At 29.7% G+C, this 20,692-nt stretch carries 15 protein-coding genes; 13 read left to right on the top strand and 2 right to left on the bottom strand.

Annotation, left to right across the window (positions count from 1 at the left end):
- Nucleotides 1-208: 208 nt before the first annotated feature.
- The 10 genes from pelF to ACQY1Q_RS12780 all read left to right on the top strand — a co-directional run bounded on the left by pelF (nucleotide 209) and on the right by ACQY1Q_RS12780 (nucleotide 14,266).
- Nucleotides 209-1,756: a GT4 family glycosyltransferase PelF gene (gene pelF / locus ACQY1Q_RS12825; RefSeq protein ID WP_431005720.1), complete on the top strand. Its 1,548-nt coding sequence runs from the start codon at nucleotides 209-211 to the stop codon at nucleotides 1,754-1,756.
- Nucleotides 1,750-3,333 (top strand): hypothetical protein, encoded by a 1,584-nt coding sequence (locus ACQY1Q_RS12820; RefSeq protein ID WP_431005719.1) that lies wholly within the window; start codon nucleotides 1,750-1,752, stop codon nucleotides 3,331-3,333. Before pelF ends, ACQY1Q_RS12820 begins: the two co-directional genes overlap by 7 nt.
- On the top strand, nucleotides 3,320-4,123 hold the full coding sequence (locus ACQY1Q_RS12815; protein WP_431005718.1) for an endo alpha-1,4 polygalactosaminidase: 804 nt from the start codon (nucleotides 3,320-3,322) through the stop codon (nucleotides 4,121-4,123). The genes ACQY1Q_RS12820 and ACQY1Q_RS12815 overlap by 14 nt, the downstream gene beginning before the upstream one ends.
- 6 nt (nucleotides 4,124-4,129) lie before the next feature.
- Nucleotides 4,130-6,094 carry a hypothetical protein gene (locus ACQY1Q_RS12810; protein ID WP_431005717.1) on the top strand — a complete coding sequence of 655 codons (1,965 nt, stop codon included), beginning with the start codon at nucleotides 4,130-4,132 and terminating at the stop codon, nucleotides 6,092-6,094.
- Entirely contained in the window at nucleotides 6,091-9,825 is a 3,735-nt protein-coding gene (locus ACQY1Q_RS12805) for a DUF2194 domain-containing protein (RefSeq protein ID WP_431005716.1), read from the top strand. Before ACQY1Q_RS12810 ends, ACQY1Q_RS12805 begins: the two co-directional genes overlap by 4 nt.
- A gap of 68 nt (nucleotides 9,826-9,893) precedes the next feature.
- Entirely contained in the window at nucleotides 9,894-11,021 is a 1,128-nt protein-coding gene (locus ACQY1Q_RS12800; protein WP_431005715.1) for a DegT/DnrJ/EryC1/StrS family aminotransferase, read from the top strand.
- A gap of 43 nt (nucleotides 11,022-11,064) precedes the next feature.
- Complete coding sequence (gene galE, locus ACQY1Q_RS12795) at nucleotides 11,065-12,075, top strand: UDP-glucose 4-epimerase GalE (protein WP_431005714.1); 1,011 nt, start codon at nucleotides 11,065-11,067, stop codon at nucleotides 12,073-12,075.
- A 633-nt stretch (nucleotides 12,076-12,708) separates the two neighbouring features.
- Nucleotides 12,709-13,455 (top strand): hypothetical protein, encoded by a 747-nt coding sequence (locus ACQY1Q_RS12790; RefSeq protein WP_431005713.1) that lies wholly within the window; start codon nucleotides 12,709-12,711, stop codon nucleotides 13,453-13,455.
- A gap of 143 nt (nucleotides 13,456-13,598) precedes the next feature.
- Complete coding sequence (locus ACQY1Q_RS12785; protein WP_431005712.1) at nucleotides 13,599-13,982, top strand: FISUMP domain-containing protein; 384 nt, start codon at nucleotides 13,599-13,601, stop codon at nucleotides 13,980-13,982.
- Nucleotides 13,983-14,053: 71 nt separating this feature from the next.
- A complete protein-coding gene (locus ACQY1Q_RS12780; protein WP_431005711.1) occupies nucleotides 14,054-14,266 on the top strand; it encodes a hypothetical protein in 213 nt (70 codons plus the stop codon).
- A 170-nt stretch (nucleotides 14,267-14,436) separates the two neighbouring features.
- Here the strand turns inward: ACQY1Q_RS12780 and ACQY1Q_RS12775 are convergent, their stop codons facing one another.
- Together ACQY1Q_RS12775 and ACQY1Q_RS12770 are read right to left on the bottom strand one after the other, a co-directional pair.
- Nucleotides 14,437-15,204: a DUF6261 family protein gene (locus ACQY1Q_RS12775; protein ID WP_431005710.1), complete on the bottom strand. Its 768-nt coding sequence runs from the start codon at nucleotides 15,202-15,204 to the stop codon at nucleotides 14,437-14,439.
- 680 nt (nucleotides 15,205-15,884) lie between these two features.
- Nucleotides 15,885-16,079 carry a hypothetical protein gene (locus ACQY1Q_RS12770; protein WP_431005709.1) on the bottom strand — a complete coding sequence of 65 codons (195 nt, stop codon included), beginning with the start codon at nucleotides 16,077-16,079 and terminating at the stop codon, nucleotides 15,885-15,887.
- Nucleotides 16,080-16,245: 166 nt separating this feature from the next.
- On the opposite strand from ACQY1Q_RS12770, the gene ACQY1Q_RS12765 reads away from it, so the two are divergent.
- The 3 genes from ACQY1Q_RS12765 to ACQY1Q_RS12755 are packed head-to-tail and all read left to right on the top strand — an operon-like array spanning nucleotide 16,246 to nucleotide 20,190.
- Nucleotides 16,246-16,461, top strand: a complete 216-nt coding sequence (locus ACQY1Q_RS12765) for a helix-turn-helix transcriptional regulator (protein WP_431005708.1) — start codon at nucleotides 16,246-16,248, stop codon at nucleotides 16,459-16,461.
- A 47-nt stretch (nucleotides 16,462-16,508) separates the two neighbouring features.
- Complete coding sequence (locus ACQY1Q_RS12760; RefSeq protein WP_431005707.1) at nucleotides 16,509-19,532, top strand: Eco57I restriction-modification methylase domain-containing protein; 3,024 nt, start codon at nucleotides 16,509-16,511, stop codon at nucleotides 19,530-19,532.
- A complete protein-coding gene (locus ACQY1Q_RS12755) occupies nucleotides 19,522-20,190 on the top strand; it encodes a hypothetical protein (RefSeq protein WP_431005706.1) in 669 nt (222 codons plus the stop codon). The genes ACQY1Q_RS12760 and ACQY1Q_RS12755 overlap by 11 nt, the downstream gene beginning before the upstream one ends.
- Nucleotides 20,191-20,692: the final 502 nt, after the last annotated feature.

Raw genomic sequence — 20,692 nt, 5'->3', positions numbered from 1 at the left:
ATTTTCAATCCTTCAGTAAAGTGACTTATTTATAAACAAGGTGTCTTAATGCTCGTAAGGGAGGGATAAATATATCCAAAGGGGAAAAACCATACACAACCTACCGGAATAGAGGTGCTTAAAAATTAAAAAAACTACATTGTGTATTTTTTTATACATTTGTGCACCCCCTCACTCTTATTTGAAAATTAAATAATAACAATTTGTTATGGATTTACAAAAAGTAAGAGGGTCTGTTATAAATAAAAAAGTACTACTCATAACTGAGGGTACTTATCCTTATAATTATGGCGGGGTCTCAAGTTGGTCACATACCTTGTGTAATCTAACAAAAGGGGTTGACTATATCATTTATTCATTAAATGCTTATTTTGAAGAAAAACCAAAATACAGCATTCATTCCAACATAAAAGAAATTATCCAGGTTCCTTTATGGGCTCCTTATGCTTTATGTGATATTATGAGTTATGGACACTCTTACAAACATATAGCAAGTAAGAAGAAAAACACTTCCGATATCAATATCAGATATTACTTCTTAGCTCCTTTTAAAGACTTTGTTTCTAACTTAATAGGTAATAACCGTGATTTAGATATTCTTGAAGAAAGCATCTATAAACTATGGGATTATTTTCAGAAGTTTGACTTTGATATTACCATGAAAAATGTTAGCGTTTGGAATGAATTTAAAGGTATTATAGAAGAAAATTATGCGCGAAATGATCATGAACCAACTTTAAATGATATTGCTTTTGCTCTGCAATACATTAATAAAATTATCATAACACTTGCTGTTCCAGTTCCGCCCGTAGATATTGCTCATATTACACTTGCGGGACTCCCTATTTTACCGGCTTTAATAGCTAAAAAACAGTACAATGCAGCCATTGTTGCAACAGAACATGGTGTTTTTATACGAGAAAACATGATTAACATAAGCAGTTCTTCATTGTCTTTTTTCGTTAAAAACTTAATAATAAAATGCTCTGAATCAGTATCAAGATTAGCATACGCTAAATCTGACTTGGTTACTTCTGTTAATCAGTTTAATACGAAGTGGGAATTCCATTATGGTTTAGATAAAGTTAAATCAAAAGTAATTTACAATGGGGTTGATGAAAACAAATTTTCTTTAGGAGAAAAACCGGAGCATCTTAAAAACACACCAACAGTTGTAGCTATTGCCAGAATTTTTGCATTAAAAGACATTATTACAATGATTAAAACCTGTAATTATGTTAGGGATAAAATTCCTAATGTAAAGTTTTTAGTCTATGGTGATAAACAAGCTGACTTAGAGTATGTATATGAATGTGAAAAACTTATTAAAGAATTAAAATTATCCGAAAACTTTATTCTGGCCGGACATCACAGTCAGCCTAATAAAGCCTTTTTAGAAGGTGATATTTCAATTTTAACCTCTATTTCTGAAGGATTTCCTTACACTGTTATTGAGTCTATGAGCTGCGGCGTTCCGGTTGTAGCCACTGATGTGGGCGGTGTGGCTGAAGCAATTACTGAAGAAACAGGGTTTGTGTGCAAACCCAAAGATTATACTTCTTTAGGAGAAAAAGTTGTTTTCTTATTACAAAATCATGATGCAAGAATTAAAATGGGAGAAGAATCAAGAAAACGAGTTTTAGAAAATTTCACTATTGAAAAAATTATCAGATCCTATGAAGAAGTTTACGACGACCTACTACTATTTAAAAACAACATTATTGAACGGAAAAATTTAGTAGTTGAACAATGGTAACAAACTTTGAAAAAAGTAATAGTGAATTATTACAAAATGTAAAAGAAAAAATAGGTTCCCCGGTTTCAGTTGAAGTAGTTCTTGCCACATTAGAATCTTTAGGTATTAAAAGTGAAAATGTACCTGAAGATTTTGGTTATGATGATTCATGGACGTTAGCTTCTGATATTTTTCAAAAATTGGCTGTAAAACCTCTTAAGGTTGTTAGGCCTGAGAACAATTTAAAATCAACCGAAAAACCTAAAAAAATATTACTTAACTCTTATTTGTTTGTTAAACAATATTTCTTTAGCACCTCCTATTTATTAGCTTTTGCCATACAATTAACGTCAATAATTGTTTATGGTTTTTCTATATATGTATATACCGGATTCAATCATGTACAATCTACCGTAGTTGTATTAGGTATTATCATTGGAATGATTATTAGCGGTGGTTTTATACAAGTTATCGGCAACCAGGTATCTAAACATTTTTATTTAAAAGATTATCGGTTAGTAGAACAAATGACATTTTTTCTTCTTAAAAAAGGAGTTGTATTTATTTTTCTAACCCTATTGGTAATTATGGTTTTAAACTTAATAATTCCTATTTACCCGTATAAAACTATGCTGTTAATAGTTTCTTATGCTTTTGGTGTAGGCTTATTATTTTTAGTTTTTTCGCCACTTCATGTGATTAGAAACCGAAAAGTCATTTTTTTATCTACGTTGGCAGCAACCTTAATTTGTTTGCCTTTTATTAATAATACTTCTGTAAATATTTATCAATTACACTTTTTAGGATTATTCACAGCTATAGGCTCAGTTATATTGTTTTTAATTTTCTATTTTAAAAGAAAAAGAAAAATTAGTATTTCTTCAAATGTTACCTTTCAAAAAGGATCACTGTTTTACAATAATATCTACCCATTTCTATATGGATTTTTAATTAATTTTTTCTTTTTTATAGATAGAATTATTGCTTGGTCAAGTAATGAAACCAGTAATTTTTTCTTACCGGTTTATTATGAAAAAGACTACGAAATTGGCATGGATTTATCTATTATTTTCTTTTTACTACTTGCCGGTTTTCTTGAACATAGTAACAACTCTTTATTTAATTTTTTAAATACCGAAAAGAAGTATACTTCTTTAACCAATTTAAAAGAGTATCGAAAAAAGATTTTAAGTCTATATATTAAAAATATCTCTGTAATTTTTTTAGCCTCTATTCCTATTTATATGGTGATCTTGTATATTTTTTACGGGCAATGGGGGTATAATTATTTTTTTACAGAACCTTTAAAAAGCATCAATATTAAAATAGCAAACATTGGCGTTTTAGGCTATTTGTTTTTATGCTTTGGTATGCTAAACTCCTCTTATCTTATTTCTATGAAAAGACATGAGAAAGTTCTTAAAATTCTAGTGCTGGCATGCGTACTCAATATTTCATCAGGTTTTATTATTAGCCGACTTTTTTCTTATGAAGATAGTGTTTATGGTATGTTAATAGCTTCTGTTGCATTTACTTATTTAACCTTAAAAGAAAATCTAAATATTTATAAAAACATAGATTACTATGCTACACTTTAAGTATTTAATAGTATTAGCCGGTATTATTTTTTCAACAAAATTAACCGCTAATTCTAAAAACGTGTTTTTGTGCTATGGAAAAGTTCCTGTACACGAAATTATAAATTATGAATATGTTATTCTTGAAGCTAGTCATTACTCAGCAAGTGAAGTAGCAGTGTTAAAGCAAAACAACAAATTAGTTTTATGCTACCTTTCTTTAGGAGAATTTAATACATATACTTCATTTTATGAAGGTGCTAAAAACTATGCCCTTTCAGGTAAAAATACCATATGGAATAGTTACTATTTAGATTTGAGTCAAAAACCTGTACATGAAATTTTACTAAATGATATTAAGCAAAAAGTAATCATGAACGGATTTGATGGTCTTTTTCTGGATAATGTAGACAACTACTGTACTTATGGAAAGCAAAAACACCAACAAAACGAATTTCTTAAGCTATTGCATTCTATTAAAAATCAATTTCCTTCTATTTATTTAATGCAAAATGCCGGACTAGAAATAGTTGAGCATACTCATCAATATATTAATTCTATAGCTATAGAATCGATAGTTACCAACTACAATTTTGATGACAAAGAATATAGGTTTAGAGATAAAAAAGAATGTAATCAAAAAGTGTGTCAATTAAAAACTATAGAAGAAAAGTACAACATTCCTTTGATCATTATTGAATATGCTAATAGAAAAAGAGACTATAATAAAATTTCCAGAAAGTTACGAAAATACAAGTGGAACATTTTTATAGGACAAATTGATTTACAAAATAAACCTTCTTTTAAATAGTAAACCATGAAATTACATGAAACCAGTTTTCTTTACGCTTTAGTACGGTTTATTTTAATAGGTGTTTTTTTCTATTTCATAAAGAAAGCTTCAAAAGACAAAAAGGATTATTTTTTTTCAGACTTTTTACTAATCAATATTAGTAAATATGCCTCTGTAAGTATTTTAATTGTTTTTTTACTGGTACAATTCAAATCGTATAATCTTTTTAATTATTTAAGTTTAGTTTCTGTTTTTTTACTTTTCGATTTATATAATTTCAACTCTCCTAAAGTTATTTACAGTTCAATAAAAAACTCATTTGAAAAACTTACTATAGAATCTGTTAGTTTTATTGAGGCTCCAAATAAAAAACAAATTATACGTCAGTTTTTCTCAAGCAAAAAATTGACTCCAAATGAACTATATGATTTAAGTATCATTCTATTTATTATTATGGCTTCGTTTGTTGTTCGAATGCTATTTTACACCAACGATTTATTTTTATTTTCTGAAAGTTGGTTTAACGACTTTGAAAAGGTTACTCAAATTTTAAATCAGCAATGGTTTACTATTGATTATACTGAAATGGGAGAATATGCTTTAATAAGTTTATTCAGCCTTTTTTTCAAAGTAAGTTCAGGAATGAGTTTACAAATGTTTGGTTTTTTACAAAGCATTATTTTATCTATGCTTATTTATTGGGTAGTAAAAACGGTAAGCCTTAAGGATAAAAATTTAATTCCACTTTTGTCTGCCATAATTTTTTTAGGTGGTTTTGTAATAACTCCCATAGACATTACCTTTATATTTGAACATCGTAAAATATTTACCGTTCTTTTTATACTTATACCCGTTTTAGTTTGTTTAGCACAAAAACAGCACTTTTACAGATACAAAATACATTTAATCTATACTTTTTTAGCCTTATTTGCGATATCTTTTTTAGCCTTTTCCAGTCTTGGTTTTTTAATCCTTCCTGCTTTCTTATTTATCTTCTTATATGATGGATCTAAAACGTTACAACAAAGAGGAATTTTAATACTATCTCCCTTTTTCATAGCAAGTTGTACTCTTATTCTATTTTTTATTTTATTTAATTACGGGCAGTTTAATTTAAATTACTTTTTTAAAAATAGTTTTATTGAAGTTTCAAACTTTACCAAAATACAAAACCAATACTTTACCTATAAAAACATCATTAAACTATCGTCTTTATTAGCTACGTTGGTTATTATCATAAATATTTTAAGTACAAAAATTAACATTATTTCTGTTGTAATATCTTCATTATATCTTTCTACATCAGCCCTATACCAAACCAACTATTATTTGTTTGATGAAAATTTATTCTTATTAATTTTTAGTGTTTTAACTCCAATCATTATTGGAATTTCAATGACTCAATTAGTCATGAATAAGTTACCCTCTAAAAAGGTAAAATATCCCGCATTCTTAGCGCTTGTTTTTGTTATTTTTTCGCTTATATATATTCAAAAGACTCCTCTACAAAACCTTAAAAGTTCTAATGAAACGAACAGGCAATTGCTTGCGGTTTATGATAAAATTATTACCAACCATCTACCCTACAGTTATGCGGTTACCAACCATCAAAAAGCAATGGTATTTAGTAGAACCAATCATTATTTTATAAACTATAAAGAATTAAATAAAAGCTACATAGAAAAAGATTCTGTTTTTCATCTCAATAAAAAAGAAAAAGATTTTTTTAAAAAAAATCCACAAGCAATCCTCCCTAATAGCATTTTTTTATTTGAAATATTGGGAGTTGACAAAAACGTGAGCAGAATAGGCTTTCTTACGAATAAAAATCAGCTGAAAAAAAATGACAGCATTCTAAAAATTTTAAAGTCTAGAAATAGAGAAATTGTACTCTATACAAACACAGACAGACTTAGGGTTTACAAAATAATTAATCATGAAAATAGTAGCAACGTTGACCAAATGTTGTTTTATGATAAAAGATTATGAAAAAAAGAATTAACCAATTATTAAAAGTATCTATAGTACTTGCTTTATTTTTTTGCTCTACGTATGGCTTTTTACCCAAAAACAAAAGTACAGACGCTACAAATAAAAGTAAGGAAGAATCATTTTCAAAAAGTGATTATTTTTTAACCGGTAGCACTCCGCTTGTAACCTACATTTCTGAAAACAAATCGTCATCTCACAAAGTTTCAGAAAACATTAAACAATTATGTGATTACACAAAAATTCCATTTTCAATAGTTAAAGAAAATGAAATTAACACTCCCAATTATCAATTTCCGTCAACTTTAAAAACTATTTGTATTTCAAAAACAGACGGGTTAAACACCAAAGCAATCCATAAGTTAATTACATTTATTGCTAAAGGCGGAAATTTAATTATAACCAATGCTATTGCCGATGAACGTTTTAACTTTTTAATTGGTTTAAAAAAAGAAAAATCTAAACATAAATACAATACTACAGCAAAAGGAATACAGTTTAAAAACAACTTTATACCAAACCTTAATAACCTATCTATTCATAATAATTTTACTCATTTTGGACTCGATAGAAAAAGTTTTGATAATTCGATAGAAGTTATTTTAACCGCAAAAAATGAAGAGAATTATCCGGTTGTTATCAAAAAAAATATAGGGTTAGGAAATGTATTATACTACAATACCTCTTTAGAAATATCAAAGTATGAAAGAGGTGTCTTATTTTCATCATTGCTCCCAACCTTAGAAGGAATTCCTTATCCTGTTGCCAACATAAATACAATTTTTCTTGATGATTTTCCTAGTCCGGTTTACCCATTTATAAAAGAGCCTGTTTTGAGTGAATACAATGTTTCCAGCCAAGATTTTGTAAAAAACATATGGTGGCCGGATATGCTTTCAATGGCTAAAAAGTATGATATTAAATACACAACAACCATCATATTTGATTATGATGAAAATGCGGAACCTCCTTTTTCTTACAAACAATGGAATTTAGCCAGAGAAAATTTCATCCCTATATCACATCTTATCACTAAAGATGTACTAAAACAAAACCACGAGCTAGGGTTTCATGGATATAATCACGTTTCTTTACTGAAAGAAAATTGGTATGAAGAAGATATTAACATTGCCCTTAATACCATTAAAAATATTTGGAGAGTTAGTGATTACGGAGCTCTTCCGGTTTCTTACATTCCTCCTTCTAATTATATTGATAAATTAGGTATACATTCTTTACACCAAGGGCTCCCTTCTATAAAATACATGTGTAGTTTATATTTTGGTGAGTTTGCTTCCGGTGGAAATCGTGAATTTAATCCGGAACCTTACGTTAATACGATGTTTGATTTTCCCAGAATTACTTCCGGCTTTTTTTTAGATGATTTAAAAAAATATGAAAAGGAATCTATTTACTTATATACCGGAATTTGGACACACTTTCTTCATCCGGATGATATTTATCAAATTCCTGACGAAAATAACTTACACGCTAAAGGAGATTTCAGTTATAGAAATGAACTTCAGCTAAACTGGAAGAAAACGAACAAAAACAACCTTCCGGGCATGTATAATTCATTTGAAAAAGTTATTAAAGAACATAAAAAAAATTACCCTCTTGCTACATTTCCAAATGTACAAAAAGGAGGTAAACTTGTTGCTAACTTAAGAAACAGCAGTTTTAAACATGAGCAAGACAGCTCATTTTATCAGGTAACTAATACCGGAGCTTATCATAATGACCAAAATTGGTTTTTATATATCAATGAAAATCATGCAGCAACCCTTTTTAATTTTTTAACCAACCAAAAAAGCCAGTACACACAAATTCCATTTCAAAACGGATATTTGGTAAATATCAAAACAAAAAAACCTCAAATAAAAATACCTCTTAGCAATACAGCATCTACAACTATTTCTACATCTGAAATTCTAGCGGCGTATTCCGAGTTTTTAAACTTTAAAGAAACTCCGGAAGATATTTTATCTGATAAATTGTCTATGCTTCGTAAGAAAATATTCGGAAAAAATCCATTTTCTATTAAAATTTGGAAAGAGTATGCTAAATACTGTAGTTGGGCTAAACTCGAAAAAAAATTTTGGGAAGATGTTGAGCATTTTTATTATCTGAAACAAAATTATGAAGCAGCCTTATTAGCAAAAGAAATGGCCGATATTATTTGGTATCCTTCAGAAAAAAGCAAACTAATTTGGTTAGAACGACAAATTTTAACGGCTACCGATGTAACCGTTAAACTGGAACTTTTAAAAGAATATTTAAAAAATTATAATAACGAAAATAACAGCAAAGAAATTCGCAATAAATTACGTGAAATTTCAGAAATACAACCCACTCCTGAAAACAAAGTAGCCTTTATAGCCACTTATCTTTGGAAAGATGAACCTGAAAAATTTGCTGTTCTTAACATTTTACCTGTAACCAAAGATTACCAAGCTATCGCTAAAGAACTTACTTGGTATTTTTATGAAAACAAACATATTGACAAAGCACTTGCGTGGGCAGAACTTTCAAAAGAAATACCCATTGAAACTCAATTATATTGGTTATTTGAAGCAGGCAAATATGAAGAATTAGATGAGTATTATAAAAACTACAACTATACTTCTTTTAAAGATGAGTTTGAAGCTAAAAAAACCATGATAGATTTATACCTTGCTAAAAATCAATTTTTAAAAGCATGGGATTTGGCTTCTTCAATTCCGGAAACTCATAATGAATATGAGAGTATACGAAAAAAATTAAACACATTTTTCATCTATCAAAACAGAAAAACACAGAAAAACATACTTACTGAAAAACCTGCTTTTTTATTTGAAAAAACAAAAGATAGTATTCAAAGAATTATAATGTTAGAACAAAATAGTTCGTACACTATAACATCTGCTGTAAACACCAACAGAAACGATATTGCTACTTTTGATAAAGCTTTCACCTATAGTCATATCTCTAAAAAAAATCAGGTTCATAATTTCACTTTATCAAACTCACTGGTTAATAATATTGTAAATCAAAACGGAGAAGCCATTAATTTATACGGAATTAATTATGAGTTTATAAGCTCAAAATCATTTGATCAAAAACTCAGATACTCCGGAAAAGTTGGTTTTGAAACCGATAATAACAGATATTTTTATACCCTAGGAGTTAAGGGTAGTTATAGCCAAAACAATACATTATTATCTGTAAGTTATGAAGCCAATCCTGTAAAAAACACTGCTGCCTTTCAAAATTATTTATACCAAAATACTTTAGGAGTCTATTTTGAAAAAAACTTTAAAAACAACTTCAATACAGCTACCTATATTGAAAGTAATTATTACACAGATCACAATGCAGATTTTACCATATCGCTTACTGCTAATTATCCAATTTTTAAATACAATACCAATACAATAAGAACATCATTAGAAAGCTCCTACTCTATAGGAAGTACAAACGTAAACGGTATTCCATATTGGATGACCAAAAACAGACATTATCTTGGAGGAGGAATACAGTATCAATTAAATACAGATATTGACAAAACATATATTTTATTAGACGGTATGTTTTTTTATGATAGTTACTCAGAATACTTTTCAAGATTTAGAGCAAAAATTAACTTTCAACTACAAAAGTATTTTACGATTCATCTTAACGGAGAATTATTTCAACAAAACTTATACTATTCAAATTCCTTAAATGTAGGTTTATCATATTATATACATTAATAACTTCGTCAAATGAATCTTCTTATAATAAATTATAGTCGTATTTTTGAAAAGACAAAACTCGTACAATGAAAAAAATACAAATGGTTGACTTACAGAGTCAATATCAAAAAATAAAAAATATTGTAGATGTATCTATTCAGGAAGTTTTAAACACTTCTGCATATATTAATGGTCCTTATGTACATGAATTTCAATCAGACTTAGAAAAATATTTAGATGTAAAACATGTAATACCTTGTGCAAACGGTACAGATGCTTTACAGATTGCCATGATGGGATTAGGATTGCAACCGGGTGATGAGGTGATTACTGCCGATTTTACTTTTGCTGCTACTGTTGAAGTAATTGGATTATTAAACCTTACTCCGGTATTAGTAGATGTAGAACCGGATACTTTTAATATAGATATTAATGCGCTGAAAAAAGCAATTACACCTAAAACAAAAGCCATTGTACCTGTTCATTTATTTGGACAATGCGCCAATATGGAAGCCGTTTTAAACATAGCTAAAGAACATAATTTATTTGTAATTGAAGACAATGCTCAAGCCATTGGAGCCAATTATACTTTTTCAAATGGTACTGTTAAAAAAGCCGGTACTATGGGACATGTAGGAACTACCTCATTTTTCCCTTCTAAAAATTTAGGTTGTTATGGTGACGGTGGTGCCATTTTTACCAATGATGATGCGCTAGCACATACCTTACGAGGCATGGTAAACCATGGTATGTATAAAAGATATTACCATGATGTGGTAGGAGTAAACTCTCGATTAGATAGTATTCAAGCTGCTGTTTTAAAAGCCAAACTTCCATTATTAGATCAATATTGCGATGCCAGAAGAGCAGCTGCCGCCTATTATTCAAATGCGTTAGCTAATCATCCAAGTGTTATAACTCCTACAATAAGTGAGTTTACAACACATGTTTTTCATCAATATACCTTACGAATTACTAATGGAAAACGTAATGAATTACATCAGCATTTATTAGACAAAAACATTCCAAACGCTATTTATTATCCGGTGCCTTTGCATGCACAAAAAGCATATCAAGATGAACGTTATAATGAAAATGATTTCAAAGTAACCAATCAATTAATTGATGAAGTGATTTCATTACCTATGCATACCGAATTAGATACTGAGCAACTGGAATACATTACAAAAACGATAATCGACTTTTTAAACTAACTACCTAATAAAAATCTTTAATCCGTAGTAAATAAAATTAAAAATGAAAAAAATACTAGTTACAGGTGGTTTAGGCTTTATAGGCTCACATACTGTTGTTGAATTACAAAACGAAGGTTTTGAAGTTGTCATTATTGATAATTTATCCAATTCAAAAATCGACGTATTAAACAGTATTACTGAAATAACCCATAAAAAACCTGATTTCCATCAATTAGATTTACGCGTTAAATCTGATGTTAAAAATTTCTTTGATCATACTAAAATTGATGGAATCATTCATTTTGCTGCTTTTAAAGCAGTAGGTGAAAGTGTTGAAAAACCACTGGAATACTATGAAAATAATATTGGAAGCCTAGTATATTTATTACAAGAAATGCGTGATAGAAATATTGATAATTTTATCTTTAGTTCATCATGTACCGTATATGGCCAAGCCGATGAATTACCTATAACTGAAAATGCACCTATTAAACCTGCAGAATCACCTTATGGTAATACAAAACAAGTAGGAGAAGAAATTATTAAAGAAGCCTGTAATGCTCACAATCTAAACGCTATTGCTTTACGTTATTTTAACCCAATAGGTGCACATGACAGTATTAAAATTGGAGAACTTCCATTAGGAGTTCCACAAAATTTAATTCCTTTTGTTACCCAAACAGCTGCCGGTATTAGAAAAGAATTATCCATTTTTGGTGATGACTACCCTACGCATGATGGTACTGCTATTAGAGATTATATTCATGTGGTAGATTTGGCTAAAGCACATATAGCAGCATTGCAACGTTTGTTGGATAAAAAGAACGCTAACAACTTCGAGTTTTTTAATGTAGGTACGGGAAAAGGAAGCTCGGTATTAGACGTAGTAAAATCATTTGAAAAAGTGTCTTCACAAAAATTACCTTATAAAATTGTAGGACGCCGTGCCGGAGATATTACCGCTGCGTATGCAGATACTTCTTTAGTCAGCAAAGAACTTAATTGGAAAACAGAAAAAACATTAGACGAAGCCCTCGATTCCGCATGGAAATGGCAAGAAAGTCAATTATAAAAACAGATGTATAAAAAGCCCTCACAAGATTTAAAAATCTGTGAGGGCTTTTCATTGGTACCAGGTATAAATTGTACCTACTATAATTATGCGCCTGTAGTATTCGAAGTATCACCGCTGCCTGCTGAAGGAGTTTTCCTACTCTCTACCAATGAATTCAATCTTTTTATAGCATCGTTAACCCCATAAAACTCGGGAGTGATATTTCCTACAAAACACATAGAAAATTAGTCAGTTTGCGATATCTCTTAGAGTATATTGAAACTCATAAAGTAAATTCGTTAATATTTAATATTATTTTTGTACCTCGGAATAAATAGTTGTTATATTTGATAATAGCTTTTGGTTTCCTTTTATTTAAATAAACTAAGATATATAAGGACATATGTCTTTTGTCCTGTTGTAAGCTAAATTTAAAAAAATGATGAATTTTAAAAATGTCACTAAAATCGGAATGATTGGAAGTATTATAGTTGTATTAGTTCAGGCTATATATTTTTTTCATTCATTCTTAAATGGAATTAATTGGAGAATTCTCGGTATTCCAAGCTTTCTGATTAATTTTTTACAATTAATAGGGAGTTTTATGGTTCTTTACTTTTTTATTTCACTTTATAAAAAGCAACAAAACTGATGGAAAAAATTGAAAATATTTTGGAAATATCAAAAAGTAATTCTCAAAATAAGCACCAAAAACAGCATGATGATTCTAATATAAGTCTAATCTCAAAAGCGATAAGGGATGCATTCATATACTGTGTTATTTTTATCATTTCAAATTTAATATTATATAGTGATCTTGAAAATAGGAGTTTCAGAGAAAAATTTGTAATTATTTTTTTGTTTTTGTTAACTCTTTGCTATACTATCATTACTAATTTAAAACACAAAATTTTATCATTCTTTTATGCAGCTGTAATATTCATTTTGATAATTGCAGTAATAGATACAAGAAAACTAAGTCAATTACATTTAATAATATTTCTATGCATAATGACTACGTCACTAATTTTTCATTTTGTAAAAAAAACGGTAAATGAAAAGAACAGCAAAGCTAAATTCCCTATAGAATTGGATTCGGGTAATTTTTTTCTAATAGGAACCTTAAACAAAAACATCGATATTACTCTAGAAAAATTTATTGAAAAAAGAGAACTTAATATTGAAAGGAAAACTTATAATAATTATAAACCAATTTTAACAAATAAAACAACTAATAGTAAAAATGAGATTGTTCTAAAATATTCAAATAATGAAGAGTTGTCTTTTACTATTTTAATCACAAAAGATAACGATGTTTATATTAGTCATTGGAAAGAAAATAATTCTATTGACTTGACTAACATATCAATTATAGAAGAGTTAGAAAATATTTGCTAACAAAAGTAACCGTTGCACAAGAGGTAAAGACAACATAAAAATAGATATAAAAGAAGCTTTTTAATTTTTAAGTTCGCGAAGAAAATTTAGGAGTAAAATTAATATAAAATTTTTATCACTAGTTATAACTTAATAGAACCATCATGAATCTAAATTTTACATTCTTTTTTATTTTTTTAATATTCACATCTTGCAAGCCAACAAATGAAAACAAAACCCAAAAAGAGACCATAATTGATGAACATGATTCCCAAGAATATCCTATTATTAAAATTGGAGATGATTGGTGGATGGCTACAAATCTAAACTTTAAAAGCGATGAATCTTATTGCTTGGAAAACGAAGAAGTTAACGGCAATAAATATGGTAGGTTATACACTTGGAAATCTTCTTTAACAGCTTGTCCAAAAGGATGGCATCTGCCCAGTAAAAAAGAATGGGAAAAAATGCTTAACGAAATTCAAAATGAAAATGAATCTCCAAATACAGATTATTACCAAGTAATAAAAAAAGATACGCTAAACTAATCAAAGGTGGTGAAAGTAAATTTCATATTTTAATTGCCGGTAATAGAAAACCAAATGGTGAATTTTATAAAATGAACGGTTTTTATTGGACAAGCTCTGAAAAAGAAGGAACTCTAGAAGAGGAAAAAAGTTTATATTCTGCATTTGGAGATAAATATGGAGGGAAGCTCGCTGATTATGGAATGTCTATTTGGTTTAGACCAGGCGATAAAGCTGTTTATTCAAATAATGCTGCTTTTGTGAAAAAAAATGCCTTTTCTTGTAGATGTTTGAAGGATAAATAAAAACTATCCCAAAAAACATTACTTAAAATATTACTAATCTATCAAACTGAGATAAAACCAAAATGTTTATAAATTAAAAGAAAAATAATTATAAAAAATAAACCTCACAAGATTTAAAAATCTTGTGAGGGCTTTTCATTGGTACCAGGTATAAATTGTACCTACTATAATTATGCGCCTGTAGTATTCGAAGTATCACCGCTGCCTGCTGAAGGAGTTTTCCTGCTTTCTACTAATGAATTCAATCTTTTTATAGCATCGTTAACCCCATCTGCCACTAACTTAAAATTGGGTAATGGTGTTTCCTGTTCTTGGTTCAATTCAGCCGATGCCTGAATTCTAAACAACAATTTGTAATAAGCCTCGTTCATTGGTGCTCTTAACAATGCCGAAGCCTCCTCGTTACTCAACGTACCTCGGTCTTGTGTACGTTCTACAAACGTAATTCTAAATTCCTCGTTAATACTTTGTAAAGCCTCTAATTTTAAACGATAATTCACTACCGTACTTAATTGATCTACCTGAGGCATTTTTAAAAGATCATCTATTAAATTTCGTAAGGCTGCCGTTTGAGCTTGGTAGTTTAATTTATTGATTTCTGCCACCCCTCCGTAATCTGTAATCTTTTGAAGTAATTGACTGGCGGGCAGAGATATTTCGTTATCGGTTTCTAACGAATTTGCATTCAAGTAAAAATTGATTTGTGAAAAAAGACGATCGCGTTGTGCATCTAATTCCTCAATAACTACCGTTAATTCATGACGTTTAGGCTTTGCATACGCCGCTTCTAATAAGGTAAATTGGGTTGAAAAATCTTCAAACCGTTTTCCTAATTGCAAAGCTGCCACATCATTGTTTATGCAGAGTTGTCTCACATCATCCATAAACTGAATATACTCTTCTAACCTGTAATTTTGTAAAAATGCTGAAATAAACATAACAATTATAATTTTTGATTATACATACTCCGATGCAATATTCGGAGTGTCCTTAGGCACATAGCATATTTTTTAGGTAAGCCTAGTTGGATTAAAACCCTAGCTATCTACCTGTGTTTAAATATATAGCATTAAAACCAACATCTAAACAAAATAACAATTATTTAACATTTAAACGCCTCGTAAATAAACCGTTATCAAAAATCTCCTTTTCATAGAGATTGAAGGATAAAGTGTAGAACAAATTTCCGTTTTGTAAAATAACACCGTCACTGCGAAGCAAACACTTTTGCTGTGACAGTCTCTTTGAATCGAGAGATTACCTTATTAGTTACCGCTCCTTCGTGATAACCCGAAGGAAAATTTGTTCAGCGACATCGGCGAAGCTTTTATACACACTATAATTCTTTCAGCGGCGTCGGCGAAGCTTTTATACACACTATAATTCTTTCAGCGACGTCGGCGAAGCTTTTATACACACTATAATTCTTTCAGCGACATCGGCGAAGCTTTTATACACACTATAATTCTTTCAGCGACATCGGCAAAGCTTTTATACACACTATAATTCTTTCAGCGACATCGGCAAAGCTTTTATACTTACTATAGTTCTTTCAGCGACATCGGCGAAGCTTTTATATTAACTATAGTTCGTTCAGCGATGTCGGCGAAGTTTATAACTAAAGACTTCTTTTACCTATTGGATATAACTTTTGTTCAAAATCTGAGATTTCACTTTTCAATTTCTTATTAGCCTTTTTCAATAGCTCGTTTTGATGCTTCATAATACTTAAAAGGTCGTGCATAGCGTCTAGGTTTTCCAGTTGAACAAACACAATTTGTTCTAAATCTGCTTTCGTGTATCTTTTATTCATGTTTTAATTTTTAAATATTCAAAAAAAACTTTTATAGTATATTTTTACGCTTTAAAAGCATAACAAAGATAATAAAAACATTCAAATGAATACTTTTAAGCATATTTTTATGTTAAGGGAGTTTATTTTCAACTATGTATATTTGTTTCGTAAGCACTAATGCATTATGGAAAAACAAGTTTACAACCGTATAAAAGCGGTTTTGGCTGAAAAAGGTAAAACAAATAATTGGTTAGCTGACCAACTGGAAATGAATAGAACTACTATTTCTAAATGGTGTAGAAACGATATGCAACCAAGAATTGAGACCCTTTTCCATATAGCTAAAGTACTTGAAATTGATGTTCGGCTATTGCTAATCTCAACAAATGACAAAACATAAAAAATTATTTACCAATAGACATTTGTCTTGAAAAATAATAATTTGATTTGAGACACTTAGAGCAAATATTTAATAAGCTCCAGCTTTCAAAAGGAAATGGACTTTTTATTACGAATGAAAACAACTGGAAAGGTTTGTTTTCAAATCGTATAGAAAGACTATTGAATAATATCATTAAACCAGATGCATTTTTCTCTATTGATAATAAACCATTCATTTTATTTTTTGACTCACCTGAGAATAAAAAAGAAAAACTCAAAGAAATCTGGAACTTTAATGAATCACCAATTATCATTATTTCAGAAGGGGATTCATTAGAGATCTATAATGGATTCGAATACATTACGGAGAAAGACTCGCTGAGATTGTTTGGTAAAACAGAACAACTAAACGATTTTTCTTACTTTGAACTAGTAACAGGTAAGACCTGGGAAAAGTATCAAAAAGACTTTAGCTATAGTAATCGAATTGATTACCATCTTTTAAACAATATTAAAGCCGCAAGAGATTTGCTAATTGCTGACGGCTTATCCATTGAACTAACAAATTCATTATTAGGAAAGGTCATTTTCGTTCGTTACCTAATTGACCGAGAAGTAAAATTAGATTTCGAAAAAGAAGGTACATCTCGTAAATGGACCAATTCCGAATTTTGTAATCTGCTATCGGACAAGCAAGATGTTAAAGCATTTTTTAAGTATTTAAAAAATAAGTTTAACGGAGATTTATTCCCAATATCTGATGACGACATTGATTCTGTCTCTGCGAGTAGTCTTTCAATAATTGTAAAATTGTTATCAGGAGATGAAGTCGCTTCTGGGCAAATATCATTATTCAACCTTTACGACTTCTCTATTATTCCTGTAGAGTTTATTAGTAATGTTTACGAATTATTCATTGGACAAGACCAACAGGAAAATCAAGGAGCATATTATACTCCTTTATTCTTAGTTGATTACATCCTCTCCGAAACAGTAGGGAAAAAGTTTAGAACTCAACCAACATCATATGATTGTAAAGTACTTGACCCCTCATGCGGATCTGGTATTTTTTTGGTTGAAAGCTTACGAAAAATAATAGAGCAATTTCAGTTAAATAATTCAGCATATTTAGACAATCCGGATCAATACAAGAAACAGTTAAAACAGTTAGCTTCTAACAATATTTTTGGAATTGACAAAGATCAAAATGCGGTAAATGTTGCTATTTTTTCAATTTACCTGACTCTCTTAGATTATCAAGAGCCATCAGATATTGAGTCTTTCAAGTTTCCTCTTTTATACAATAGAAACTTTTTCTCCGAAGATTTTTTTAACACAGAAGCTGATTTTAATACACAACTTGAAAAAGTTTCTTTTGAATTCATTTTGGGTAATCCACCTTGGAGAAGAGGAAAAGGAGAAAAAAAACCTCTATTCGATCAATATATAAATAAAAGGAAGAAACTAGAGAGTGGTAAATACACGAATGAAATAGAGATTAGCAATAGTGAAATAGCACAAGCCTTTATTCTTAGAGTAAGTGATTTTAGTAAAGAGATGACTAAGGTTGGTTTTATTGCTACGAGTAAGGTCTTATATAATCTAAATGCACAAGGATTTAGAAAGTACTTACTAGACCAGTTTACAATTGAAAAAGTCTTTGAACTTGCCCCTGTGAGAAAGGAAGTTTTTGACAAGTCAAATGATAAAGCCGTAGCCCCGGCAGTAGTATTATTTTATCAATTCGCTTTTGACAAAACCACAGACGAAAATATTGTCGAGCATATCACACTTAAACCAAGTCGATTCTTCTCTCTTTTCAAAGTTTTTACGATTCAACGAGGGGATTATAAGAAAGTAGTCCAAAGCAGATTAAAGGAATTCGATTATCTATGGAAAGTACTGGTTTATGGTACTTATTTGGACTTTAATTTAATCAAAACTGTAAAAGAACGACATCAATCAATCAATGAAATTATAAAAAATGAAGAGAAATTTATTGTAGGACAGGGTATTCAAGTTGGGGGAGGAAATCAAAATGATGTTTCTCACTATGTGGGATCACAATATTTAGACTCAAGAAAAGATATCGATCCATTTTGGGTAAATGAGAATTCTCGCTCAGTTTGGGATAACCCAATAGTTCATAGACCTAGAAATGCAAATCTTTTTAAAGCACCAATGCTCTTGGTTACAACAGGTGTTAAAAATGACTTTCGTTCTGTTTCAGCAGTTTGTAAAAAGGATATTCTTTTTAAACACGCATTAACATCTATTAAAGCCAAAAGCTTTGATGACATTGATACTTTGCTTGAAATTTGCGGTCTTCTCAATTCTTCTTTCTTTTCATACTTGAACTTACAAACATTTAGCTCTTCAGGAATCGAAAGAGAACAAGCTCATGACAGGGAAAAATTCAACATTCCATTCATTGATAATGAGCGAATTGTAAATAAAGTATCTGAGATAATCGAACTTAAAAACAGATTTTTATCACCTGACTCATTATTAGATACAACTGTCAAAATATCAATTGATAAGTCGATTAAGGAATTAGATGAAATTATTCTTTCAGAACTTCATTTAATTGATCAGGAAAAGGATTTGGTAAACTATGCAAACGATATTGTCATTCCTATGTTAATGAAGCATAAAGGGTTTGAACAAATCTTCAACCCTCTACCTGAAAGTAGTCAGGCACTTCAAAACTACATCAATCTTTTTTTAAATAGATTCAATGATTCATTTAAAAAAAATAACCACAAATTAATCGTTGAAATTCATCATACAAATCAACTTATTGGGTTGTTTTTCAAACTCGTTCCAATAAAAGAACAAATTGAACAAATCAATTATGTTAACACCAACAATAATGAAGTCCTAGAAAGACTATCAACTCTTGGAAATGAAAAAATAACAGACCGTTTATTTATACAAAAAGATATTCGAGGATTTGAAAAAGATGGATTTTACATAGTCAAGCCTAACGAGAAAAGACTATGGCATAAGGCAATTGCTCATCTTGATTTAAATGAATTTACTGATGCCATTTTAACTGCTGGCAAAAAACACACATTCAATGTTCGGTAGTTTAGATGCATCACACTTTAGTGGCTCCGTTCCATTTTACGATAATGAATTTGAAGAAATCTTATCGAAGATTTGTGTCTGCTATCAATTAATGAAGGTCGATAAAGTTGTTTTGGAAAATGATGAAAATAAAATTAGAGATCTTCTCTTACTTAATTATCTCAAGAATAATGAAATCAGAAGAAAAGTTGACTTACTTCAATGGCATTTCGAAAGAGAAGTGCAAGAAGATCATTCCATTGGAAGAACAGATATTAAAGTAATCTCTCCAAACACATTCGAAAAACAGGAAGCATATTATATCCTTGAATGCAAAAGATTGGATAACACCAATATAATAGGAACTAGTGGACTAAACGCTAAGTACATAGAGAACGGGATTAATAGATTTATCACTAAATATTACTCGTCCTATTACCGAGTGAATGGAATGATTGGTTTTGTAGTTGAAGATTTAAAAATTGATGAAAATGTAAAAAACATCAATACACTTTTGACGACATCATTTTCTTCTATTGTCACAAGACAAGAAATCACTAAGGATTCTTTCATTAATGACTTCGAATATCATTATAGTTCAGTTCATACGGATAAAGATAACAATGAGTTAAAAATATATCATTTGATGTTTAATTTAAGTGGAAATATCGAACCTTAGTCAAAAAAACTAACAGTCATAACTACACCTCCATTACATGGTTCTATATTTGCGTAAAAATCTCTTAATTTTTTTAATGTATTTCATCTTGACATACAAAAAGAATCAAAGTTTAAACTTTGATATACACATATAATAGCAATGCTAAAAGCACAAGCTTAATCAATAAATATTTAGCTGTACTTTTTGTTACAAGCTATCAACTTAAGTCTTTGACTTTATTAATTTATCTTATAATTTCTTTGGAGTTTATTTTTCTAACAACGCATACGACTGTCTGGCAATTTCCAATTCCTCATTCGTTGGAATCTTTTTTTATGAAATTTTATCATTCAAACAGGTTTTCTAAGCTAAGTAGACTTTACAATAAAGGATTGGGTATATGAGGATAAAAAAAGGCTTAAAATAGGCTCTTTTTTAGTTGCAATAGTAGAGTAATCATATAAAACAAAAAACCTCATTACATCAAGTAATGAGGTTTATAAAGAAAGGCAACGACCTA

Source organism: Tenacibaculum sp. TC6, from assembly GCF_050606265.1.
Classification (GTDB): Bacteria; Bacteroidota; Bacteroidia; order Flavobacteriales; family Flavobacteriaceae; genus Polaribacter.
The sequence above is the reverse complement of the archived record's forward strand: the minus strand, read 5'-3'. Positions and strand labels throughout refer to the sequence as shown.